The sequence below is a fragment of the Kitasatospora sp. NPDC101235 genome (genome assembly GCF_044767505.1).
Lineage (GTDB): Bacteria > Actinomycetota > Actinomycetes > Streptomycetales > Streptomycetaceae > Kitasatospora.
The window spans coordinates 256,029-280,046 of record NZ_JBIWNZ010000009.1 but is presented as its reverse complement, the minus strand read 5'-3'; the positions used below and the strand labels follow the sequence as shown (position 1 = coordinate 280,046).

Annotated in this window: 12 protein-coding genes; 5 read left to right on the top strand and 7 right to left on the bottom strand. The window is 71.1% G+C overall.

The window, feature by feature from the left end; genetic code table 11:
* Nucleotides 1–12: 12 nt before the first annotated feature.
* Genes ACIRRH_RS18195 through ACIRRH_RS18180 form a run of 4 tightly spaced genes read right to left on the bottom strand, consistent with a single transcriptional unit; the run spans nt 13 to nt 8,101 of the window.
* Entirely contained in the window at nt 13–1,239 is a 1,227-nt protein-coding gene (locus tag ACIRRH_RS18195; RefSeq protein ID WP_403067909.1) for a TIGR02679 family protein, read from the bottom strand.
* The gene (locus ACIRRH_RS18190) at nt 1,236–5,321 is read right to left on the bottom strand and encodes a TIGR02680 family protein (protein WP_403067906.1); all 4,086 of its coding nucleotides are present in this window, start codon (nt 5,319–5,321) and stop codon (nt 1,236–1,238) included. Before ACIRRH_RS18190 ends, ACIRRH_RS18195 begins: the two co-directional genes overlap by 4 nt.
* Nucleotides 5,322–5,337: 16 nt before the next feature.
* A complete protein-coding gene (locus ACIRRH_RS18185; RefSeq protein WP_403067903.1) occupies nt 5,338–6,552 on the bottom strand; it encodes a TIGR02678 family protein in 1,215 nt (404 codons plus the stop codon).
* Nucleotides 6,553–6,586: 34 nt separating this feature from the next.
* Nucleotides 6,587–8,101, bottom strand: coding sequence for a TIGR02677 family protein (locus ACIRRH_RS18180; RefSeq protein WP_403067900.1), 1,515 nt, complete (start codon nt 8,099–8,101; stop codon nt 6,587–6,589).
* A gap of 765 nt (nt 8,102–8,866) precedes the next feature.
* On the opposite strand from ACIRRH_RS18180, the gene ACIRRH_RS18175 reads away from it, so the two are divergent.
* The 4 genes from ACIRRH_RS18175 to ACIRRH_RS18160 all read left to right on the top strand — a co-directional run bounded on the left by ACIRRH_RS18175 (nt 8,867) and on the right by ACIRRH_RS18160 (nt 17,219).
* Nucleotides 8,867–9,802 carry a hypothetical protein gene (locus tag ACIRRH_RS18175; RefSeq protein ID WP_403067898.1) on the top strand — a complete coding sequence of 312 codons (936 nt, stop codon included), beginning with the start codon at nt 8,867–8,869 and terminating at the stop codon, nt 9,800–9,802.
* Between the two features lie 41 nt (nt 9,803–9,843).
* Nucleotides 9,844–15,495: a hypothetical protein gene (locus tag ACIRRH_RS18170; RefSeq protein WP_403067895.1), complete on the top strand. Its 5,652-nt coding sequence runs from the start codon at nt 9,844–9,846 to the stop codon at nt 15,493–15,495.
* A gap of 47 nt (nt 15,496–15,542) precedes the next feature.
* Entirely contained in the window at nt 15,543–16,805 is a 1,263-nt protein-coding gene (locus ACIRRH_RS18165; protein ID WP_403067893.1) for an IS701 family transposase, read from the top strand.
* Between the two features lie 201 nt (nt 16,806–17,006).
* Nucleotides 17,007–17,219, top strand: coding sequence for a hypothetical protein (locus ACIRRH_RS18160; protein WP_403067890.1), 213 nt, complete (start codon nt 17,007–17,009; stop codon nt 17,217–17,219).
* 175 nt (nt 17,220–17,394) lie between these two features.
* Here the strand turns inward: ACIRRH_RS18160 and ACIRRH_RS18155 are convergent, their stop codons facing one another.
* Nucleotides 17,395–18,735 (bottom strand): GH1 family beta-glucosidase, encoded by a 1,341-nt coding sequence (locus tag ACIRRH_RS18155; protein WP_403067888.1) that lies wholly within the window; start codon nt 18,733–18,735, stop codon nt 17,395–17,397.
* Nucleotides 18,736–19,074: 339 nt separating this feature from the next.
* Here ACIRRH_RS18155 and ACIRRH_RS18150 point away from each other — a divergent pair, with 339 nt between their 5' ends.
* Nucleotides 19,075–19,788: a TNT domain-containing protein gene (locus ACIRRH_RS18150; protein ID WP_403067885.1), complete on the top strand. Its 714-nt coding sequence runs from the start codon at nt 19,075–19,077 to the stop codon at nt 19,786–19,788.
* A 503-nt stretch (nt 19,789–20,291) separates the two neighbouring features.
* On the opposite strand, the gene ACIRRH_RS18145 is transcribed toward ACIRRH_RS18150, so the two are convergent.
* On the bottom strand, nt 20,292–21,140 hold the full coding sequence (locus ACIRRH_RS18145) for an SDR family NAD(P)-dependent oxidoreductase (RefSeq protein WP_403067883.1): 849 nt from the start codon (nt 21,138–21,140) through the stop codon (nt 20,292–20,294).
* A 450-nt stretch (nt 21,141–21,590) separates the two neighbouring features.
* Nucleotides 21,591–24,008, bottom strand: a complete 2,418-nt coding sequence (locus ACIRRH_RS18140) for a DUF4118 domain-containing protein (protein ID WP_403067880.1) — start codon at nt 24,006–24,008, stop codon at nt 21,591–21,593.
* Nucleotides 24,009–24,018: the final 10 nt, after the last annotated feature.

The window sequence follows — 24,018 nt, the reverse complement described above, 5'->3', positions numbered from 1 at the left end:
CGGGCTGTCGTTCTATCGGTGTCGGTGGTCCGCCAAGTCGTCGAGGAGCAGGTCCGCGACCACCTCCTCGACCACTGCGGTGCGCAGTTCGGCCATGGAGTCGACGAGTGCCCGGTCCCACGGTGCGGGCGTGAGGCGCCCCGGGTCGGGGCCTGAGGGAACCCGGGGCACGGCGGCCCGGTAGTCGTCGGCTGACATCCGCCAGGGCACGGCCCCCGTCTTGGCGATGACATGGGCCGCTATGCGGACCCCCTCTCCGTCGAAGTCGCCGTGGTAGTACAGGGATGCGCCGTCGTCGGCGAGTCGGCGCAGCAGGTGGATCACGGCGGTGTTGGGCCACCCTGATGTGCAGACCAGCGGCGGACAGTGGTGGCCGAATCGCCGTAGGGCCAGGGCGAGCACGCTGGGGTTCTCGGTGATGTGCACCGGCCCTGCGGGGCCGGTGAAGTCACCGGGTGTGCGGAGTTGGGCGAGTGTGAGGCTGACGGGGTGGCCGGCTCGGGCGCAGACGCGGGAGATCGTGGCGACCGGACCTTCTCCCTCGGCACGGAGACCGACGGCGAGCACGCCGGAGGACAGTTCGTCGTCGGCCACGCCGGCTCGACTCCAGAGAGCGCGTCGCTCCTCGGCGGCGTCCGGCACATCTGTCCCGTACTGCGCCGCCAGTGCGCGCAGGATCAGAGAGGACAGTCGGGTCCCGTCGTCGAGGGCGTGGGAGTCACCGTCGAGGAGACGGGCGGAGAGGACCGGAAGCGGCTCGCCGTCGGCCGGGAGGGCCGCCAGGACGGTCAGCGCCGCGGTCAACAGGCCCCGGGTCCGGTCGGGTGAGCCGTCGATGAGGCCGTTGGCCCGCAGGTGTCCGACCCATTCCAGGAGAGCGGGCTGGGCGGTGACCACCTCGTGGCCGGCCAACCACCCCCACAGGGCGTCGCGTTGGCCGGCCTTGCGTTCGCGCTCGGCGGCCCGGTCGTGGATCGGGCCGAGGATCGCGGTCACCACGTCCCGGACGGGCCGGCCGCAGGCCTCCAGCACGGCACCGTCGAGTCCCGCGAGGGGGATCGTCGGTTCGGTACCGGGAAGCCGGTCGAGTCCGAGGAGGTCGGCCAATGCCTCCCGGCCCGCGTCGTCGAGCGGTCCGGACCGCACCCGGCTGACGGGCCGGCCGGTCGAGAGGCGGTCGTGGACGGCCGACCAGAGGGGGCGGAGTTCGGGGAGGTCGAGGCGGTGGTGGTCCGTCATGCCGGTTCTTCCGTGTCGGCTTCGTCGGGCAGCAGCTCGGTGCCCGTCCAGGTGAAGCGGGCACTGGTGACGGCGTCGTCGCCGTCGCCTCCGGTGATCAGCTGGTGGACGGCGATGCCGGAGAGCTCCCGGTAGGTGCACCACTCGTGGTCGGAGGTGAGCACCAGGTCGAGGTCGAGTGCCGCGAGGAGGGCGAAGACCTGCCCACGGTTGACGGTGTCGACGCCGACGAAGACCTCGTCGAGCAGGATCAGTCGCGGGGACTCCGGCACCGCCTCGTAGTGGGCGGCCACAGCGGCGAACAGCGGCAGGTGGAGGGCGATGGCCTTCTCACCTCCCGAGAGCGCGCCGTGGAGCTTCTTGGTGAGCAGTTGCCACCCGAAGCCGTTGGCGCGGTCCAGCTTGACGACGAACTGGTGCCAGGCCGTGTAGTCGAGGACCTCGGCGAGCTGCTCCTCCCACGTCGCCGCCGTGTTGCGGGTCTTGGCCTCCTCGATGCGGCCCCGGAAGAAGGCGTGCAGGGCCTCGCGGTCGGCTTCGGTGATCCGCGCCGGGTCCTTGAGCAGCAGTTCACGGGCCGTCCGGGTGCCGGCGGGCAGGTCGGGGTGGATCTGCCACACCAGCCGGACGGCCACCCGCGAGGCGGTGCGGACCCGTTCGAGGTGGCCGTTCATCCGCTCGACGAGTTCACCGGCCTGGCGGATCCGGGAGGCGAGGTGGCGGCGGGTGTCGCCGGTGAGGGTCCGGTCGAAGAGGCTGCGTTCGGCGGTGGTGATGTCGTCCTGGCTGCGGTCACGGTCGCCGGTGAGGATGGCGAGGAGACCGGTCGCGCCGACCCGGATGCCGTCGATGGTGGCGGTGAGGACGTGGATGTCCTCCTCGGCTTCGAGTTCGAGGTCGGCACGGTTGCTGAGGCTCTGGCGGGCTCGGTGGACGGCCTCGGAGAGTCGGTTCAGCGAGTCGCCGAGGTTCCTGGTGCCGTGCGGCAGGTTGGGCCACGCGGCGGCGGTCCCGCGCGCCGCCTCAAGGGTGGCGCGGGTGCCGTCCACGGCGGTGAGGACGAGCCCGAGGCCCGCATCCTCGGGGAACCCGAGGACACACAGGCGCCGGAAGCCGTGGGCGGCCTCGTTCCGGACCACCACAGCCTCATCACGCCGGGCCGCGTCCTGGGCCGTGGTGGCGCCCAGCGCGCCGATCCGTCCTTCGAGGGCGAGGAGCGACCGGTTGCTGGTGTCGATCTCATGGCGGGTCCGGTCGAGCAGCTTTCGGAAGTCACTGATCCGGGCGGCCACTTGGCGGTAGTCCTCGCCGACGGTGCTCTCGACGGCCCGCAGCGCGGATCGGAGCCCGCGGGCGGCGGCCTCGGCGTCCTCGGCCTCGCCCAGGCTCTCGGCTGCCGCGCCCCGGGACGCCTCGGCGTGGCTACGGGCGGTGTCCCAGGCCTGCTGGGCGGCCGTCCAGGCCAGGTGCACATCGAGCCAGACGTCTGCCTGTTCGCGCAGCGCGTCGACCGCCGTGGCGGTCGCGTCCAGGGCGGCGCGTTCGGTCGGCAGGGCGTGCTCGGCCGAGGCGACGGCGAGTACGCGCAGCGCGTCCGCGACCACCTCCTCCTGTCGCGCGAGCCGTTCGACGGCCTCGCGCACGGCATCCTCGCGGGCACCCACCTCGGACTCGGACCGTTCCCAGACCCGCTTGGCCTGTTCCACCTCCCGGTGGTGCGGCCGGGAGCGGAGGTCGGCACCGAGGCGCGTCCGGCGGTCGGCGAGGGCGCGCAGCCGCGTCTCGAAGCCGGTGACACTGGTCTCGGCCTCGGCCAGTTCGGCGGTGAGTTCCGCGATCCGTCGCTGCCTGGCGCGTTCCCGGGCCGCGGCGCCGATGTGACTGGACTCCTCCTTGGTCCAGGAGCCGACCACCGTCGCCAGCCGCCAGCTTCCGTCGGCCGCCACGGCGGCCGGGTGGCCCGCCGGGAGCGTGGGGCCGTAGGCGATGCCGGCCAGCAGCCTCTGTACCCGGCCGGACGGCACCGGGCCGTCGGGTTCCGGAGCGAGGACGTCGAGCAGCGAGGGACCCGGTGCGGGAAGGGCCGATGCCGGGTCGGCCAGGGTGTCGTGCCCGGCGACGACGAGGCCTCCGTCGGGGGTCATCCAGGCGTCGAGCAGGCCGGCCGCCTCCAGGGCCGCTTCGATGCCTGCCTGGTCGGCGGGCGGCACGTCCGGCCGGAACACCAGCAGTCGCCACAGTGGCGCACCCGGCAGGACCGACCGGTCGGCCGTGCGGGTCCGCGGCGGCACCGGCGGGAGATCCGCCGCGGCCGCGGTGCGCTCCAGTTCCCCGACGACCAGGTCACGCCGGGCGCGGGCGTCGTCCCGGCCGGCGCGGGCGGTCGTCTCGTCCGCGGTGACGGAGCTCTCCACGGCCCGGGCGGCGGCTTCGACCAGCGCGAGGACGTCGGTCTCGACGGCGGCGCGGGAGGCGATTTCCTCGACGTCGTCGATCGACAGCTCGGTGCAGTCGGCCGTTGCCCACCGGCGCAGCCGGTCGGCGTGGGCGTCGACGGCTGTCTCGTAGGCGTGGGCGTTCCCCTCGCGCTTCGCAGTCGCGTCGGCCAGCCGTTCGCGCGCCGTGTCGAGGTGCTGCTCCGCCGCCGTCCGGTCCGCGAGGGAACGCTCGTGGCGCTCGACGGCGGTGCGGACTTCGGCGATCTGGCCGTGCCGCGAGACGACCGCGCCGCGCAGCAGGCGGCGTGCCGTGCGCCCTTGCTCCTGCGCGTCCCCGGACGGACCCGGTGCGGCGCCGAGCAGCGTCTGCACCTCGGTGCAGACGGACTCCATGGCTGCTCGCCGCGCCGCGCCGCGCGTCTCCTCCCGGGCCACGCGGGTGTGTTCGGCCCGTTGCTCCGAGCGCAGCCGTGCATCGTCGGCACGCCCGGCGTCCTCGTCGGCCGTCTGAACCTTCCGGTCGGCGGCGGCGCGGGCACGGGCGGCAGCCCCGGCGGCCTGGTCGGTCCTGCGACGGAGCTGGTCGAGTTCCTGCCCCTGCCGGTAGGCCTCGGAGTCGAGCAGCCCCTCGATGGTGCCCTCGATCTCCTGTCGCCGGTGTTCGAGCTCCTCCCGCGCCCCTCTGTCCTCATCGCGTCGGCGCAGGGCTTCGGCGTGCTCCTTCTCGCTCTCCCTGGCGATGCGGGTGAGGTTGTCCATCTCGGTCGTCGCGGAGATGAGCGCCGCCGCCCCGGCGCGCAGGATGCGCTGGGCGTAGCCGCGTTGCTGGGTCGCGACGGCGGTGGCCGCGGCCACCTCGTCGTCCAGGGACTTCAGGTGTTCGCGCTGCCGGTCGAGGCGCTCGAAGCCCTCGGCCAGTTCGGTGATCTCTCCCTGGCCGAGCGGGGGAAGGGCCCGGGAGAGCAGGGAGGACAGCAGCGACGGGTCCAGGCGCTCGGAGAGTTTGGGGGTACGGAGCTGGAGCAGGGCCGTGATCAGGGCGTCGTAGCGTTGCTCACTCAGTCCGGGGAAGAGCGTGCTCCTGACCGTGTTGCGGTAGTCGGTGGGTGATCCGTGCAGCTCACCCCGGCCTTGCAGGGCTTCGGCCAGGGCGGCGCGGGTGAGCGGCTGGCCCGCGTCGTTGACCAGGCAGAGACCGCCGGGGCGGTCGATCCGCGCGCCGGTGGTGAAGTAGTCGACGGTGACACCGGTGGTGTGCACGCTGGCCTGGAGCCTGGCACCGCAGGTGAACCGGACGGGATCGCCGTCGCCACGGACGAACTCCAGCCACACGTACCCGACACGGGTCTTGCCCGAGGTGCCCTCGCCCATCAGGTTCCAGTGCATGGTGCGCTCGGAGCCGCCGAAGGTGGACAGCCGGTTGGGGCGCAGGCTGGCGTCGAACAGGAACGGCAGGAGCACCTCCAGGGCCTTGGACTTGCCGGTGCCGTTCTGCCCCCGCAGGAGCAGTCGGCCCTCGTGGAAGGTGAAGGTCTCGTCGTAGTAGCGCCAGACGTTGAGGATGCCGGCCCTGGCGGGCTGCCATCGCACTGCTGCGGACGCCGTCGGGAACTCGGAGCGCTGCGGGAGCTGTGTCACGGTCATCGGAGGTCTTCCCTGGTCAGGTTGCGGGACCGTCGGTCACGGTGGTCCGGTACCGGAACGCCGCAGGCCGGGAAACGGTGCGGTCGCCGATCCGACGGGCCAGGCCGAAGTCCCCGAGGACGCGAACGGCATCGGCCGCGAGGCGCTGGGCGCCGTCCTCCGACTGGTAACTCTTCGCCCACTTCGGGAAGCGCCGCAGGAGTTCGTTCGCCTCGACGGTGAGCTGTTCCGGTGTCAGCCCGTCCGGAGCGGCCGTCAGAGGTTCCAGCAGGAGCAGGGCGGCGACACGGGCCGTCGCGGAGTCGTCCGGGAAGCGGCTGTCGGTGGCGATCCCGTCCGGGTCGACGAGCATCAGGCCGTCGGCCCGTTCCTCCAGCACGAAGCCGCCCTGCTCGGCGGCGCGCCGGACGATCTGGCGCCCGGTCGGCGAGGTGAGGTAGGCCAGTTCGTCGGCGCCGAGTTCGTCGTGGTGGAGGACGGGATCGTCGAAGAGCCGGCGCAGCACCGAGTGCCGCAGCCGGAGGTTGCGCTGCGCATCGGAGGCGTCGGCGCCGCCGTACCGGCTCTCGCGCACGGTGCCGCGCAGGAGGTCCTCGAAGCGCAGCGGCACGTCCTGCGCCGGCACGGCCAGCCGGGACGGCCCGACGGGCGCGGCGAGCAGGCGCATCAGTACGGTGGCGTCCACCCGGTAGAGGACCTTGGCCTTCGCCGAGTCGACGAAGCACTCCGTGACGCCGTCCACGGTGAGGAGTGCGCCGTAGGACTCCAGCAGCTTGAGGGCGTCCACGAAGGCCATGCGCTCGGACTTGCTCGCCGTGTCGAAAGGCGGCAGCGCCTCATCGGTGGCACAGGCCTGGACGACCCGGTCGGCGAGCAGGCCGACCGTCGTCACCGGGACCGGGAGCAGCTCGGCCGCGATGACGCACAGCAGCGTGTAACGCCGACGGTCGAACGGAGCCTTGCCGGACCGCAGTCGGCGGGCGGGGCGCGAGGCGTCGGCGATCTCCCGGATCTTGAGCAGGCGCGCGTACCCCAGGCGCGGCTCCACCACCAGCTGCCAGCCGCAGTGGTAGTCGAACCACTTCGTCAACGGGGCCTGCCGACGGCGGATCAGCTCGAAGGCGTGCTGATCGCCGCGTTCGGTGATCAGCGGTCGGCCGAGGAGGAGTCTGATGCCTCGGGCCACGTCCTGCCGCTCGGCCAGGACCAGCTGGTTGGCAAGGGTGCTCATACGCCTCTCCTGATGAGGATCGCGCTCCGCCCACTCATGCGGTGTCCTCACGGGTGACCGCCCGCTGGGCTCCCGGGCTTCGGATCTCCACCAGGTAGTCGGGCCCCTCCAGCCGACCGTGGGAGGTCCGCAGAACGGCCCGCCCGCCGGCGGGAAGCGGCCGGAGCACGATCTCGACACGGCCGTCGGAGGTGACCGCCCGACGTACTCCGCCGGCGTCCGGTCGTACCGCCAGCACCCGGCCGAGGAGGTCGAGCAGACGCTCGAAGACGGTGTGGTCCAGCACGCCGAACCCGGAGAGCCGCACCGGGCCGTCGGTGCCCAGCACGTCCCAGGCGGCTTCGAGCTCGGCACGCTCCTTCCGGGCCCGCTCGGCGCGGGCCGCCTTGACGCCGCCGATGTCACGCACCTTGCCGGTGCGGGTGAACCTCTCGGTACGGCCGCTGGTGCGCAGCAGCGCCGACACCTCCACCGGCGGGGCCTCGGCCCAGCTCCCCGACGAAGGCACCAACTCGGGATCGGGGTGCGCAAGATGGGCGTGACGAGCCGGGCCGAGTCCGAAGGCGGCCGACCACAGCCGGTGCAGGTCGTCCTCCCCGGGCGCCGCGGCGAACCAGCGTGCCAGTTCCCGGAAGTCCTGGACGGCACTGGACGAACGGCGCCGTGACTCGGTGATCCGGTCGAGGACCTGGAGGAGCGTCACGATCGCCCGCCGCGCCACGTCGTGCAACTGTTCCACACGCGGTCTCGACCCGTCCGCCGGCCGGAACCAGGCCCGCAGCCCCTCCCAGCGCGCCCGGCGCCGCTCCAGCCAGGCCGGCGCGGGATCGCCGTCCACGACCGGCGGCAGCTCGGCGCCCCGCAGCGCCCGATCGTGCAGCAGGCTCACCCCACGCTGCTCCACCCGACCCACGGCAGTGGCCACCGCCCGGCTCCTCTGGTCGAGGTTGACGAGGAACTCCTGGAGATAGGCCACCGTCGCGGCCTTCACCTCACGGAAGGTCGCCAGGTCCGCGCCCTCGGCACGCAGCAGGCGCTGCAACTCGCCGTTGAACGTCTTGGTGTTGGCCAGCAGCGCCTCCAGGTGACCCTCCAGCTCCTGGAGGGTGGTGAAGACCCGACGGTCCGAGGAGGCGGAGTCGCCCATAAGGACGTACAGCTCGTCAAGCCGGTCCGTGATCGCCTCCAGCACCGCCGTCTGGAGCGCCCCCGTCGAGGCGAGCACGGACAGGGCGTGCTCGACCCCGGCGAACGCTGCCTCACCGCGCCGGGTCAGCGAGTACTGGAGGTTGCGGCGCTCGTACTCCTCGGCGGTGCGGTAGTTCTCCGCGTGGTTCTGGACGACGTCCAGCAGCTGCCACTCCCTGAGCTTCCGCAGCGCCTCCTGGAGATCGTCGTCGTCGACCGCGTCGAGCCAGCCGACCGTCCGCAAACGGCCGCGGACCTCGTCCAGCCCGAGCGCCGTCTCCAACCGCTCGTTGGCCGCGCCGAAGGCCTGGAGGATCGCACCGTAGAGTTCGGCCTTCTCCCCCGTCGTGAACCGGAACATCTCCGGCGGCACCCTGCGCAACGACTCCCCTCCCCTCCGTCGGGCACCACAGTACGCGGACGCACGGACAGCGCCGTCCGAGATCCTCGCGTCGCTTGTACTACTTTCCACGTTGCTCCGCTGTTCGCTCAGACTCGCCGCTAGACTGCGTCCGACCCGAAAGACCCTCCCTGTGCAGCGAGTTCACTGGTCCGCGCACATCACGGCAGGGCATGCGCGGGTCAGACGATCTGGCCGCCTGCCACGGCCACCGGCAGGACCCACAGCCGGAAGGAACGAGAGCATGCGTGACCCTTGCACCACCCACGGCACCCGGGGCCTGGCGTCCTTACCATGACGACCCGCTACTGACGTCCGCCATGGCGGACGGACTGAACGGTGTGCCCGGTCTGGACCTGGACCGACTGCGCCGCTACCTGATCGCCTTGGTCTCGACCAGGAACGGACCCGTGCACACCGCGGTGGCGTTCAATGCCGTCTACTTCGGCTACGACCTCGACGGTCAGGGATACGGCGGCAGTCCCCTGGACCCCGGTGCCTTCCCAGCAGTCAGCCTCGGGGAGAGCGTTCCGGCGATTCCGGTGGGAGCAATGGTGCGGATCACCACCAGCTCGCATCCGCTGTACGCCGAGGTCACGGCTTCCCCTCCACCGGTTTTCCCCCGCTCCTTCCTCCGAGAAGTCCGGTCCTGCCGCCGAGCCCGAACTGCACCCCGTCGACGCACCGCTCGACGATGCCTGCCTGGGAGAGCCGGAACTGCTGCGTGTGACCGACAGCGAGGTCGTGTGGAGGTTCCCGCTGCGCCTTGCACACATCATGGACGGCTATGTCCCGCTACGCCCGCGCATTGCCGATGAGCTGCGCGCCGCCCTCCAGGGGACAGCTGCGACTGTTCGCTTCGAACTCGCCCACCCGGGCGAGGAACTCGACGAATCCGAAGCCGTCCAGGACACAGTGTCCGACCTCTCTGATGAGCAGGGCCGCCTCACGGGGATCAAGTGGCCACTGAGCTTCTTCCCAGGACTGGAACTACTGGTGCAGTGGCCACGCCACGGACGGGTGGTACGGGCCACCACCGCTCTGATGGAAACGCCCGTCACGGTCGACGGGCTGACCATCGGACATGGCTACTCCAAGGATGTGTTCACCCGGGAGAACGCCCCCGGAAGCACGCGTGAGGAGGACTCTCCGATCGGCCTCGACGGGCGCGGCCTGGTCATGCGCGCCGTCCGCCGCTGCGGGCTGCTCACCGTCGACGGACACGCGCTCCTGGACCGCTCGGGACTGCCCACCGCGGTGTTCGGGCAGCCGCCCGCCGCTTGGCAGACAGTCGCACTCGAGGCGGCGGTGGAGGAGTTGCTCGCCACCGATCGCCTCTATCCGGCGCGCGGCAGCCGTGACGCGTACGGTCATCCTCACTACCCCCCACGCGCCAGTGAGCCGGAGATTCCACTGATCGGCTACGCGCCGAACGCCGTCCCCACACCTCGCGCCGTCTCCGTCGATCCCGACAGGGCGTCGGGCTGGCACTCGACGACGCACCTGGTCCACGGCTTCGTCCGGCGGCTGCGCCCTGGAAGCTCCCCCAGCGAGACTCAGCGGGCTGCCTACCGGCAGCACTGCCAAAGGCTCGGCAAGGCGGACGGCTGGGAACTCCCGTCTGGATACACCTTCGTCACAGACCACACCCGGACGCGATGACCGACTCACGTCCGACACGCTCGCCGAGAACCGGAGCACGTATGCACGACACCTACCTGGCGGTGACAGATCCACCGTTGTCACCACCGGGCACCACGCTCGCGAGTCTGCGTCCACTGGCCGACGCGCTCAACACTCTCGATCACCCGGTCGCGGACGCCCTCGACGAGGTGACCGCCGATATGGTGGAGCTGGCTTTCAACTCCCTCTCACCGAAGGAGCGGCAGGGCCTGCTGCGCAAGCTGGGCATCAAGCTCGCGGCTCCCCGCCGGGCTGGTAAAGCGTTGTGCCACGACATGCTGTCGCGGATGCAGCGGGATGCACGCCAGCGGAAGTGTTGGTGCGCCGCCCAGACGTTGACGCACCGGGTCATGAACGACGCGGCTCACGCATCCTGGCAGCCCGAGGAGTCGGATTCCGCGGCCGACCCAGCGGACCGCTGGGGTGCCGCCCTGGTCCGCCTGGCGGTCTTCTCATGGTGCCAAGCCTCGGCAGCCGACGCCAGGATTCTGCTCTGGGCGGCCGATCGCGCTCTCCTGGGGCCGCTCACGGGCAACCAGGACCTGGCGTCCCTGCGAGGCGCTGCCGCCGGGGCCGTCGAGGAGTTCCCCGACTTCGATCCCTTCGGACCCGAAACCACGAACCAGGGTTCCCTGGTCCCGGCGCCGCGTAAGTCCGACGCGTCGACCACCCACTGCCCGACCACCGAAGTCACCCCCAGCCCGCCAACGCCTACGGTCGGGTCAGATCCCGGCGGGATCGTTGACGTGGACGCCGCACACCGGGCGCTGGAACTGGCCTTCCAAGCCGCTCACGATGCGGCCGAGCGGGTCGCGGCTTCGCTCGACGACGGGCGTCCGCCCAGCCGGAGCGACCTGCTCCCGCTCACCACGCTGACTGACGCCTTCCAACGGGTACGGGACTCCCTGGCCGAAGCCGGCGTCACGACCACGGCCACCAGGCTTGACGACCTGGCGGTGGTGGTGCGGGAGTACCTCTCCGAGTGTCGGCACGACCAGATGGCCCGTGAGGCCCTGCAAGCGCTCCTGTCGGTCACCTGCCCCAACGGGAGCACAGCGAGCGTCGGGCTCGAAGCCGCCCACGAACTGGCTCAGCGCTTGCTCGGTGCAGCCGTGTGGGGCGACGCCGAGAGGAACCAGGCCGAAGCACTCGGTGTCCTCGTCGAGATCGTCGAACTCCGTGAAGTGCCCGATTCCCTACCGGAGATCATGACCCGCCAACAGCGTGTGGTGACGGCGCTGCCCGCCTGCGCCGTCGCGGCCGTGCTGTACACGGAGCTGTCCCTCCCCCGGCAAATCAGCGAGGCCGACCGGCCCGAGCCGTCGGCCCTTACGCATGAGACGCCACTGACCAACGACATGCCGACCGATCCCGCCGTGAGCGCTCGGGCGGCCGTGTCCCAGCCCAGGACCGAAGCCGGGATCACTGCGGCCCCCACGCCCGCCCCCGTCATCGAGACCCAGGCAGGCACAGCGACGGCGGAGCGACCGAAGGACAGTCCGAACACACCGTCCGTTGCCGACGACGAGGCCGTACCCGCCCACGGCGACACCGCAGTGTCGAACGCCGTCTCCCGACTGGTCACCGAGGGCCGGTACGGCATGGCCTTCCACTTGGCCGTGGCCGCCGACCGCCCGGAGCCGGAGTGCGCCGTCCTCCGTCTCGCTGCCGCCGGCGCAACCCTGAGGCCGGAGTCCCGAGGCGCTACCCGCGCCTTCCATGACGCGCTTCAGCATTGCGAGTCCCTCGGCGCGAGAACATTCGAGAACGCTGAGCTGCTCGCGCTTCCGGCGTTGATCCGTGCCTCCCTGGTCACCGGGGAGTACGCGGCCGGCGCTCAGCTGAAAGCGCTTGCCCCAAGGCTGCCGGACGGGCTCGCCGCCGTCGCGATCGCCGTCGCGGACCCGACCCTGAGCAGCGCCCTCACGTTCACCAAACCGCTCACCGGCACCGCCAACGTGTCCGAGTCGGAGAACAGGCTCCGCGACGTTGTCCAGCAGGGTCGAGACCTCCTAAAACCCCCGCGGCTCCGATTCAACCGTGCGACCCACATCGCCAAGCGCTGGCTCGCCCCGGACGGCATGCTCGGCTTGCTACTCCACGCCATCGTCAACGACGCAGCCGATGCCGACCTGAAGGCACGCGATGCGATCGGCCGGCTGTCCCGGCTCACCGAGATCCACTCCGAGATCGACCGGATGGACCGTGAGCTGCGCGGTTCGAGCCGCCGCGCCCTACAGGGCCCGGGACGCCAGGACCTCGTCCACCTGGTCGAACGGGCCACAGACTGCGCCAGGTCCTGGGTCGATGTCACCGACATGATCAGGCGCAGCGGTTCGTCCGACGGCAACTGGGCTCTCCAGGAGACCGCAACCATGCGCGAGGCCATGCTCGCCGGACGCCAGCGGGCCATGGAGGACCTCGAAGCCATTCGGCAGAGGTCGGACAACTCCTTCACCGCAGCCACCGCGTGGGCGGCCCAGGCATCACTGAGCACGCTCCTGGGCGAGATCGAGCACGGCGTGGCCACCACACCGCGTGGCCTCACGGACCAAGCCGCGCACCAGGCGATCGACGCAGAACTACTCAAGCTCCCCCTGGCCGACGGCGAACACCCCACCGTGGCCGGACTGCTCGCGGCTTTGGACCGGACGTGGGAAGAGGCCATGGCCCTGCAGCAGGAGCACGACGCCTTCGGCGTCGCCCGTCGCATCCTCGACCTCGCCGAACAGGGTGCGCTCCCCGGTGACAAGCCAGTGTCCTTCGCGCCCTCACAACGCGCCGAGCTGGCCGAGACCGAGATGAAGCGGCGCACCGCGCTGCGCGAGCAGCACACCGAGCTGGTCGCTGAGCTGCGACGCGCCCAGGCCGACGGCGCTCTCACCGACGACCAGGACCTCAGCCTGCAGGAGCTGCTGAGCGATGCCTACCCCGACGCCGAGGACGGGAGCCCCCGCGAACTGGTCCTCGTCCGGCGCACGCTCGAACAGGTCGCGGTGTCCCTCCCCCGATACCGCAAGGAGGCCGCGGATCGCCTGCGCTCTCGGCTCGACGCGCTGCCTGACATCAATGACGAGGACCGCGCGCAGGTGCTTCGCCACCTTGACACCGACGGCCTAGCCACCGCAGCCGACCTCGTCTACTTCCTGGAACTCGGCGAGCCAGTGCCCGAGATCGTGTCCGGTGAGTCCCATCTCGCGGACTTCTACCCGGCGGTGCCGGACGGACTCGGCGCGGGAATCACGAACGAGCTGATTCGGTCGGTACGCGGACGCGACAAGCACCCGGGCATCCCCGCACTCGACTACACGCGGCTGTCGGAGGACGAGAGCGACCGTGCGGCCAAGGCGTTGGAGGCCTGGCAGGAAATCGCCGCTACGGGACCCAAGGAACGACAGAACGTCAGCGCGAACGTCATGCTGCTGCCCGCCCTGAAGCTACTCGGTTACGAAGCCAAGAAGGCACATCCGCTGCACAACCTTCCGCGCAGCAACGAGTACCGCTTCGTCGACGTCCTCGACATCGAGATCAACGGCCGCGCGTGGGCCCCGGCGTTCGGCTCCAGAATCCTCGAACGAGCCGGACGTCTCCGCGTCCTGATGATCTGGGGGCGCCCGTCGGCCCAACTGCTGCTGAGCCGGGTGGCCCAGGAACCCAGCAAGGAGAGCCTGCTCGTCGCCTATTTCGGCACACTGAGCAGCAGGGCCCGAGCAGAACTCGCGGCGGCCTCCTTGGACGTGGCCCCGCTGATGGTCGTAGACGACGCCGCTCTGGCCTATCTCGCCGCGCAGGGCAACCGCCAAGTGAGCGTGGCGACCGAGACGCTCCTCCCGTTCTCCGGGGTGAACCCCTACATCAAGGAGAAGCGCGGTCGCATCGGCCGGGAGATGTTCTACGGACGCGATTCCGAGCGCAAGAACATCCTGGACCCGGACGGGACGCAGATCATCTTCGGCGGACGCGGCCTCGGCAAGTCCGCCCTGCTCAACGACGCCGGGGACCGGTTCGCCGAACAGCAGCCGGGCTACCACAAGAAGCTCTACCTCAACCTGGACCACCACAACATCGGCAAGGGCACCGCGTTGGGCCCGGAGGCGATCTGGGGCGTCCTGGACGGCGAGCTGACCGAACAACTCCCCCTGGCCAAGCCTCGCCGTAAGGCCGGGACCAGCCCGTACGAGCGGGTGCGCTCCGTCATCAAGCAATGGCTCGGTGAGGACTCCCGCCACCGGCTGCTGATCCTGATGGACGAGTGCGACCGGTTCTTCGAAGCCGACGTCCCGCACTGCACCGAGACGCGACGGTTGCGCGGCCTGTGCACGGAGACGCCAGGGCGGATGAAGGTGGTCTTCGCCGGTTTGCACTCCGTCCAGCGCTTCACCCGCCTCGCCCGCAACGGGCCGTTCAGCCACCTCGCCCAGACGCCTACCGTCGTCGGGCCACTTGCTCCGCAGTTCGCGGCCGACTTGCTCGTCGATCCGATGCGGGCCCTGGGCTTCGAGTTCGTCGACGTCGACCTGGTCAACCGGGTACTGGGCTACTGCTCCTATCAGCCCTTCCTGCTACAGATGTTCGGCAGCAGGCTGGTGGAGGTGATGCAACAGCGCCGAGCTCGTGGCGACATGGATGGCCCTCCCTACCCGATCTCTCCCACCGATGTCGAGGCGGTCGAATCGGACCCCTCGCTGCGAGCCGACATCACTGCGGCGTTCAAGGACACGCTCACGCTTGACGACCGGTACGACGTCATCGCGAACGTTCTCGCCCGCCATGCCCGGGACAACGGTCTGGAAACCCGTCTGACCGACGCGGAACTCCGGCAGGAGTGCGGCAGCTGGTGGCCCGACGGTTTCGTAGGACTGGACAGTGAAGGCTTGCGAGCCTACCTCCAGGAGATGGTCGGCCTCGGCGTACTCGCTCCCAACCATGACGGACGCGGCTGGCACCTGCGCGGACCGAACGCACTGCGCATGATCGGTACCGCCGAGGAGGTGGAGAACCGTCTGCTCAGCGCCGCCGACGAGTGCCAGTTGGAGGAGACGGTGGTGCTCGAAAGTCGGCCAGAGCTGCGAGACAATCGGGCGGCTCCGTTGACCGTCACCCAGGTCGATGACCTGCTCGGCAACCATGTGAACCAAACACGGGTGGTCTTCGGCACCCCCGCCACGGGCATCGACGACGTCGAGGACACCCTGCGGTCGGTCACCGAGCGCGTGGCCGGATGGACCCTCCCTCCGATCGGACGCCCGAGTGTCTTCCGGCAGGCGCTTACCGGCGGCCGGCCCGGCGAGCGTCGCGTAGTGGTGAGCAGTCTGGCGAAAAAGGGAACGAGCGACGAGACTTGTCGGGAGTCACTGGTAGTCGCCCGGACCGCACTCCCGGAGATCCCTGGCGTCACCCGTGCGGTCGTCCTCACCCTCGGAACGCATCAACTGGGTCTTTGGCGTGAGCTCTTGACCTCGCCGGACGACGCCGACTCGTTCGCGGTCTTCCTCAGGCGACACGATCAGCGAAGCTTGCGGGCTTGGGCTCAGCACACCGAGATCTTCACCGCGGACCGGGTGTCCCGGCTGCTCGAAGTCACCGGCGGCTGGCCGATCCTGCTGGACAAGGCCATCAGCCTGCACAAGGACCACGGGAATGAGGACGAAGCCCTAGTAGGGCTTTGTTAGGTACCCCAAGTGATCCTTATCGGATAGGTTGTGATCTTCTTTCAGGTGTGACACCTGAGGAGATGGAAGAGGTCCGGCCGCGCCTGGAGGCCTTCGCCGCCGAGATGCTCGGCTCGCTCGCCCGGCGAGACCAGCGGGCCAAGGGCGAGCTGTACCTGCGCGGGCTGATGCTGGACGGCAAGCGCAAGTCGATGCAGCCGATGGCCGAGCGCCTTGGGGTGGATCATCAGCAGCTCCAGCAGTTCGTGGCCTCCTCGACCTGGAACTGGGCCAAGGTTCGCGAGCGGCTGGCCCGTTGGGCCGCAGCGCACATCGCGCCGGAGGCGTACGCCATCGACGACGTCGGCTTTCCCAAGGACGGCTACGACTCCCCGGGAGTGGCCCGGATGTATTGCGGCGCGCTGGGCAAGCGCGGCAACTGCCAGATCGGCGTCAGCGTCAACCTGGTGTCCGACCACGCTTCCTCGGCCATCGACTGGCGCCTTTTCCTGCCCGAGAGCTGGGACGACGCCAAGAACGCCGGCGATAAGCTGCTGGCCGAGGCGATCGTGCGCCGCCGTGCCAAGGCGGCGATCCCCGAAAGCGAGCGGCACAAGGAGAAGTGGCGCCTGGCCCTGGACATGCTCGACGAGGTCCGAGGGGACTGGGAACTACCCGACCTGCCCGTGGTCGCCGACGCCGGATACGGCGACGCCACGGGCTTTCGCGAGGACCTGACCGAACGCGGCCTGGCCTACGCCGTTGCGGTGAAGGGCACCACCACCGCCTACCCGGGCGACGTGGTCCCCGAGCGCCCGCCCTACAGCGGCCAGGGCCGCCCACCCGGCCCGACCTACCCCGACCCGCACACCACCCTGCGCCAACTCACCCTGGACGCAGGACAATCGGCGGCACGAACCGTGACCTGGCGCCAGGGAAGCAAGACCACCGAGCACAACCCCCGCGCCGAGATGCGCTCGCGGTTCCTGGCGCTGCGGGTCCGACCGGCCAACCGCACAATCCGCCGCGCCATCGACGGCTCCCTGCCCGAGTGCTGGCTGCTCGCCGAGTGGCCGCCCGGCTCGGCCGAACCCACCGACTACTGGCTCTCCACCCTCCCCGTCGACACCCCGCTACGCGAACTGGTCCGCATCTGCAAGATCCGCTGGCGCATCGAGCACGACTACCGCGAACTCAAGGACGGCCTGGGCCTGGACCACTTCGAAGGCCGCAACTACCCCGGCTGGCACCGCCACACCACCCTCGCCTCCCTCGCCCAGGCCTTCTGCACCATGCTCAGGATCGACCCAAAAGTCCCTGCGCCGGCCTGACCCTCTACGCGGTCCTCCGCGAACTCCAGGCCCTCCTGGCCACCTGGACCGGCGCCTGCTCCATATGCGGCCAACCCGCCCCAGAACCCAAACCACACCACCGCACCTAACAAAGCCCTACTAGGCAGGCTCAGGGAACACGTTCAAGAGAAGGCCTTCGCGGTCGAGTTCCTTGAGAACACCGGACTCACAACCGATCCCATGGTAGCCACCGGCTACCGGGCCGTATCCGACGAGTTCGGCGGCGAGTGGACCGACGAGGCGGACCTCCTCGCCGCGATCGAGCTCGCCGGCATCGAACTACACGACACCCAATGGGTGTTGACCTGCCTGGAGGCCCTCCAGGTCTTCGACCGGGATGGCACCCGAATGCGCCTGGAACCGGTCCTGCACGAGTGCTGGTCCCGTTCCTGAAGGTACAGAGCCGCACCGGGTCACCCGGGTCCTGCCGCCAGGACCCGGGTGACCCGGGACCGCGTCGCCTGTCTCTTGCGCAGTGCCCGAGCCGCAACTGCTGCGGGCAGCCCCGTCCGACCAGCTCTCGGCCATTGCCGAGAGACCATACTTTTCGGCAGAAGCCAACGGCCAACTACTGTGAGTGGTAGGCATGGTGGGCGGCGATCAGGTCGCGGTACCAGGCGTAGGAGGCCTTGGGGGTGCGCTTCAGCGTGTCGAAGTCGACGTGGACGAGGCCGAAGCGCTGGTTGAATCCCTCGGCCCACTCGAAGTTGTCGATCAGTGACCAAGTGTAGTAGCCACGCACGTCGACGCCTTCGGCGACGGCCTGGGCTAGGGCGTCGAGGTGGGCGGCCATGAAATCGATGCGGGGCTGGTCGGGGACGGTGGACTCGGTGACGGAGCAGCCGTTTTCGGTGATGGTGATGGGCGGGAGGGCCGTGCCGTACAACTCCTTCAAGCCGAAGAGGAGTTCGCGGATTCCATCGGGGACGACGGGCCAGCCGAACGCGGTGTGGGGGACGTCGGGGATGTCGACCAGGTCGAAGGGGAGGCCGGGGTCGGTGGGGGCCGCGACGCGGGTGGGGTTGTAGTAGTTGAGGCCGAGGCCGTCGAGGCCGGGAGCGTGGATGAGGTCCACGTCGCCCGGGTGGACGGCGCCGAAGATGTCGTCGGGGACGTCCAGGGCGGAGAGGTCGGGGTAGCGGCCGAGGAGGACGGGGTCGGTGAACAGGCGGTTGTGCAGGGCGTCGTAGGCCTCGGCGGCGGCCGCGTCCTCGGCCGAGTCGGAGGCCGGCCAGACGGGGGTGAGGTTGTTGGAGAGCATCACCTCCAGGCCGCGCTCGTGGAGCAGCGAGGCGGCCAGGCCGTGGGCGAGGAGCTGGTGGTGGGCGGCCGGGAGGGCCTCGAACATCAGGGTGCGGCCCGGGGCGTGGGTGCCCATCGCGTAGCCGAACACCGTATGCACGAACGGCTCGTTGAGGGTGATCCAGGCCGGGACGCGGTCGCCGAGGCGGTCGGCCATGACGGTGGCGTACTCGGCGAAGCGGTACGCGGTGTCGCGATTGAGCCAGCCGCCGCTGTCCTCCAGGCCCTGCGGGAGGTCCCAGTGGAAGAGGGTGGGCAGCGGGGTGATGCCCGCCTCCAACAGGGCGTCCACCAGCCGGTCGTAGAAGGCGAGGCCGGCGGGGTTGACCGCGCCCGCGCCGGTGGGCAGGACGCGGGGCCAGGCGATCGAGAACCGGTAGCCGTCCAGTCCGAGGTCCTTCATCAGCGCGATGTCCTCGGGGTACCGGTGGTAGTGGTCGCAGGCCACCGCCCCGGTGTGGCCGTCGCGGACGGCGCCGGGGCGGGCGACGAAGGTGTCCCAGACGGACGGTCCGCGCCCGTCCTCGTCCGCCGCCCCCTCGATCTGGTAGGCGGCGGTGGCAGCACCCCAGCGGAACCCCGCGGGCAGGTCAAGACGGTTCACCATTGCTCCCCCTTCAAAATGTGAGGGAAACTCATGTTAGCCGCCCGCCCGGGAAACGCCAGAGGCAACCGCCCGTCATCACAGCGGCGTTGTTCCGTGCCCGAGAAGCCGCATCCGGCAACGGAGGCCACGGGATGTCCTGCTGCCACCGCTGCGTGAAGCGGGGCACCCGAGGCCTCACGGCCCCGTCGACTGCTCCGTCCGAATGCTGTGCGCGCAGCCACTCCCCAGGTTGCCCGCCTACCGATCAGTACGAGTGTGCAATGACCGTGCCACGTACGCCCGCTGTCGCTGCGTCGTACGTCGCGCACCCCTCCGTCCGTGCACTCCTGGAGCCCACCCATGCGTTCGCTCAGGCTCATCGTCCTGCCGCTGGCCGCTGCCCTTCCGCTCACCGTGATGGCCTCGGCCGGCACCGCCGTCGCCGCGCCGGACCGGTCGGCGTCCCACCGCGCCCCTCTGCCGTCCGACTGTCCGGACCTCCTCCCTCCGGACGACCCGACCGTCTACTACTGCGGCCGGTCCGAGCTGGGCCCGGCCGAACTGCCGACAACCGGACCGGTGGCGGCGCTGCTGAACCACTACCAGCGCTTCGGGGGCCTGCAGCCGACCCAGTTCCTCGCCTGGTACCGCGACGGCACCCAGTGGAAGTACCCCGACAACCGAGGCTTCGCGGAGACCAACGGCACCCTCGACATGCACGAGCAGGCGATGGACGTGGGTCAGGCCCTGGACCGGTTCGGGGCCGAGACCGGCGGTTTCCTGGCGACCGGCGGGACTCCCTACGCCAAGCGCGCCCTGCCGCCGGACTCGCTCAACGGCCCCGGGAACAGCTACCACTGCTACGAGGTGAGCCGCTCCTTCCGCGTGCAGGCGGGCCGGATCGCGGCCGGCTTCAACCAGCCCGGGTTCGGCTACCAGCAGTGGCTCGACCCCCAGTTCAAGCCGTCCGACTTCACGGACGCCGAGCGCTACAACGTCGCCAACCTCCTCAAGCACGAGTACCTGAAGGTCGCCCCGCCCGAGCGCTGCGTCGGCACGGGCCACGGCTCCTGAACCACGGCCGGCCGGACGGGGGACACCACCATGACGAGCGGAGACGGGGGTTCAGCCTCGGGCCGGTCGGCCCGGTCCGGCGAGGGGCTCTTGATCGGTGGTTCGTGGTGAGGCGGACTCGACACCCGCAGTAGGGCTGCTCGACCGAGGCAACCGGCCGCGGGCGCCGTCCGGCCCGGCCGGGGAGCTACTCGCCCATCTCACCGACCCCACCCCGACCTCGCTCGACGTCCCGACCGCCGTCGCGATGGCCGCCGAGCACGCCCGCCGTACCGGCGGACGGACGACGGGCCTCAGGACCGAAGGTGTGCACCCGGTGCCGGTGGCACGCGGCACCGGGTGGGTCTACGGGGTCAGCTCTGGCCGGCCTTGCGGCCGTGGTTCGCCCCCTTCTTGCGCCGAGCCCCCTTCTTGCGCCGGTCCCCCTTCTTGCGCCGGTCCCCCTTCTTGCGGGGCGCGCTTGGACATCGTGCCCCTTCGTTTGATCGTCGGGTCGGCGCGGTTCAGGCAGCCTGGCCGACCAGCTGGTCGGCTAGCTTCACCAGCCGCTTCTGCGAGCGTTCCTCCTGGACGGCCTGCGCGGTCGGCGCGAGCGTGCCGCCGTCGAAGTACGCGCCGTTGGCGACGACGGTCCCGGGCAGGCAGAGCCGGACCACCTCCGCCGCGCCCTCCGCGGCCGGCGCGCCGACCCGCCCGTACAGCGGCAGCAGCGCGGTGTCGCACAGGCCCGGATTGACACTGACGGCGGTGATGCCGGAGCCGGCCGGGGCCATGTCGGCGGTCGCCATGGTGAGCGCGAGCTGCGACTGCGCGTACGCGGCGACCCGCGAGTACCTCTTCACCCGGTGCGGGTCCGACCAGTTCATCGAGGCAGTGCGGTGCAGCGAGGAGGAGACGTTGACGATCCGGGCGTCGCCGGCCGCCGACAGCGGCGCGCGCAGCAGCTTCGCCAGCAGGTGCGCGGCCAGGAAGTTGACCTGCAGCGAGACCTCGTTGCCGTCGTCGGTGAGGGTGCAGCGCTCGGGCGCCATCGCCGCGGCGTTGTTCACCAGCAGGTCCAGCGCCGGGTAGTGCTCGACGACCGCACCGGCCAGCCCCGCGACCTCCGCGAGGTGGGTGAAGTCGGCTGCCAGCTCGACGAGTTGGTCCCTCCGAACACCCGCGTCGACCAGCCGGGCGACGGCGGCCTCGGCCTCGCCGGTGGTGCGCGCGTGCACGAGCACGGTCGCACCGTGCGCGGCGAGCAGTCGGGCGGTCTCCCAGCCGATCCCGGAGGAGGCGCCGGTGACGAGGGCGATGGGGGTACCCCCGGCCGAAGGCTGGGGGAGGGTGGACAGAACAGCGTCGGACATGACCCATCCAAGGGTGGAAGGCACCGGCGGGGTGCGAAGGCGGCGCGGCACGAAGCCGTACGCCTCCGGGGCCGGCGGTGCGAGAAGGGAGTGGTGCGAGGGGCCGCTCGTCCGTCCCCTGCGCCCGGAGTCGTCCGGAACAGGGAACGGACGGCGGTGATCGGCACGGGAACGACGAACGGCACCCGGCCCGTGCACGCGGCCGGCGGAGAGCGGGAAGGGGCTCGGTCCTACCGGACAGCGGTGGCGACCGCGACAGCGACGATCCGCGGCCGGCTATGCGGCGGGCGGTCGTGGTGGCGTGTCGAGCGGTGCATGTCCTTGATCAAAGCCTTCCCTCAGGCCCGGGGCAAGCCGGTTCGCCTTCCCTGATGAACCCCTGACGCCGACACCCGGCATCACAACGCGGCCTTGATGCCCCAGATCGTCGGCCGACCCGGCGCCGCGCCCTCAGGCCACCGCACGGGCCAGGCTGATCACGTACGCGGTGCCGCCGCCGGGTGCCTCTTCGACGGCCAGTTCGCCGTTCATCGCCTCCACGAATCCCCGTACCACCGCCAGACTCGTGGGCTCCACGGCCACAGCCTCGCCGCCGTGGACGGTCACCCGGACGTCCACTCGCCCGGCCACCACGCCGGCGTCGACCGCCACCGCCGCCGTCCCCTCGGAGACCAGGACGTCCGCGAGCGCCCGCTCCAGCAACCCGGGATCCGCGAGCACTCGCGGCAAGCCCGCCCCGAGGTCGATGCGGACGCCGACCAGCCCGTCGGCGGCGGCCCGTACCACCTCGGCCACCGCCGTCGGCCTCAGCACCACCGGCATCACTCCGGCCCGCAGCCGGCTCAGGTCCAGCAGGTTGGCGACCAGCCGCTCCATCCGTTCCACCTCGGCGTCGATCCGCTCCATCCGTTCCACCTCGGCGTCGATCCGCTCCTCGGCCGGGTCCGGCAGGCGCTCGGCCTCCCGACGCACCGCCGCCAGCGGCGCCCGCAGGTCCTTCCCCACGGCCTCCAGCAGTGCGGTGTGCATGGCGTCGGTGTGCGCGAGCACCTCCGCCGCCGATGCCTGCGCGGCCAGCCGTTCCCGCTCCCGGGCCAGTTTCAACTGCGTGACGTACGGCCCGAGCAGCCGGGTGTCCTCCTCGGTGAGCGGTGCGCCGCGCAGCACCAGCACCGCGCCGTCGCCCAGGTCGACGGAGAACGACGCCTCGTCGGGCCTCGACGGCACCTCCACCCCGGCCGAGGCCGCCGGTTGCCAGAGTGCCTCACCCGCACGCACCAGCACGGCGGCGCCGTCCAGACCGAACACCTGCCGCAGCTCCGCCACCAGGTCGGACAGCACCCGTGGCCCGGACTCCACCGTCTCCCCCGCCAGCCGGGTGAGGACCGCCGCCTCCGCCCGTGACCGGTCCGCCTGCTGCGAACGGCGCGTCAGACCGTCGATCAGATGGGAGATCACCCCGGCCACCGCGAGGAACACCAGCAGCGCCGCGACGTCCGCGCCCCGTTCCACCGCCAGGCTGCGCCACGGCGTGGTGAAGAAGTAGTCCGCCGCCAGCGCCCCGGCCGCGGTGCTGCCCGCCGCCGGCAGCAGCCCGCCCAGCCGCGCGGTCCCCGCCACCACCAGCAGCAGGCACAGCAGCACGCCGGACAGGCCGAGCGAGTCGCGCGTCGGCGACAGCGCCCAGGTCAGCGCGACCGCCGCGACCGGTCCGAGCAGCCACGCCAGCCGGCGCCGCCGGACCGGGACCAACGCAGGGCGGCGGCGCCGGGGCGCGGGCGGCACGGTCAGCAGCCCCGGCTCCGGCGGCGGCAGCACCCGTACGTCGATCGGGCCGGCCAGCCGGATCACCCGGTTGATCACCGAGCCGGACACCAGCTCGCGCAGCCTGCTGCGGCTGGTCGGCCCCAGCAGGATCTGCGTGGCGCTCTCCGTCCGGGCGAAGTCCACCAGCGCACGCGCCACGTCGCCGCCGCTCACCTCGACGTAACCGCCGTGCAACTCCCGCAACAGCGCCCGCTGCGCGGCCAGGCCCGGCGGCTCACGCTCGGCCGTGCCGTCGTCCAGCCGCACGTGCACGCCGAGCAGGTCCCCGTGCATCCGGGTCGCGGTGCGGGCTCCCCGGCGGATCAGGTGCTCGCCCTGCGGGGCGCCGTTCAGCGCGACGAGGATCCGCTCCTTGGTCTCCCAGGGCGCCCGGATGCCGTGCCGGGCGCGGTAGTCGGCCAGTTCCTCCTCCACCCGGTCCGCGAGCCAGAGCAGTGCCAGCTCCCGCAGGGCGCCGAGGTTGCCGGCCCGGAAGTAGTGGCCGAGGGCCACGTCGATCCGGTCCGGCGCATAGATCTCCCCCTGCGCCATCCGCGCCCGCAGCGCCTGCGGGCTCAGGTCGACCAGCTCGATCCGGTCGGCGGCACGGACCACCTCGTCCGGGATCGTCTCCCGCTGGGCGACGCCGGTGATCTGCTCGACGACATCGTTGAGACTCTCCAGGTGCTGGATGTTGAGCGTCGTCGCCACGTCGATCCCCGCCTCCAGCAGCTCCCGCACGTCCTGCCAGCGCTTCTCGTTCCGCCCGCCGGGCACGTCGGTGTGCGCGAGCTCGTCCACCAACGCGAGCGCCGGACGGCGCGCCAGCAGCGCGTCCAGGTCCAGCTCCGTCAGTTCCGTCCCCCGATACGACACCGTCCGCCGGGGCAACACCGGCAGGTCCCCCAGCTGCTCCTCCGTCCCGCGCCGGCCGTACGTCTCGGCCAGGCCGACCACCACGTCCAGGCCCTCGCCGTACAGCCGCCGCCCCTCCCGGAGCATGGCGTACGTCTTCCCCACCCCCGGCGCCGCTCCCAGGAACACCCGCAGCTTCCCGGCCACCGCCGTCCCA

What these genes read in the sequence shown, in the direction of transcription:
- ACIRRH_RS18150 (WP_403067885.1), top strand. Translation starts at nt 19,075, where the DNA reads ATGCGTTCGCTCAGGCTCATCGTCCTGCCGCTGGCCGCTGCCCTTCCG.
- ACIRRH_RS18190 (WP_403067906.1), bottom strand. Translation starts at nt 5,321, where the DNA reads ATGACCGTGACACAGCTCCCGCAGCGCTCCGAGTTCCCGACGGCGTCC.
- ACIRRH_RS18170 (WP_403067895.1), top strand. Translation starts at nt 9,844, where the DNA reads ATGCACGACACCTACCTGGCGGTGACAGATCCACCGTTGTCACCACCG.
- ACIRRH_RS18160 (WP_403067890.1), top strand. Translation starts at nt 17,007, where the DNA reads ATGGTAGCCACCGGCTACCGGGCCGTATCCGACGAGTTCGGCGGCGAG.
- ACIRRH_RS18155 (WP_403067888.1), bottom strand. Translation starts at nt 18,735, where the DNA reads ATGGTGAACCGTCTTGACCTGCCCGCGGGGTTCCGCTGGGGTGCTGCC.
- ACIRRH_RS18180 (WP_403067900.1), bottom strand. Translation starts at nt 8,101, where the DNA reads ATGTTCCGGTTCACGACGGGGGAGAAGGCCGAACTCTACGGTGCGATC.
- ACIRRH_RS18145 (WP_403067883.1), bottom strand. Translation starts at nt 21,140, where the DNA reads ATGTCCGACGCTGTTCTGTCCACCCTCCCCCAGCCTTCGGCCGGGGGT.
- ACIRRH_RS18185 (WP_403067903.1), bottom strand. Translation starts at nt 6,552, where the DNA reads ATGAGCACCCTTGCCAACCAGCTGGTCCTGGCCGAGCGGCAGGACGTG.
- ACIRRH_RS18195 (WP_403067909.1), bottom strand. Translation starts at nt 1,239, where the DNA reads ATGACGGACCACCACCGCCTCGACCTCCCCGAACTCCGCCCCCTCTGG.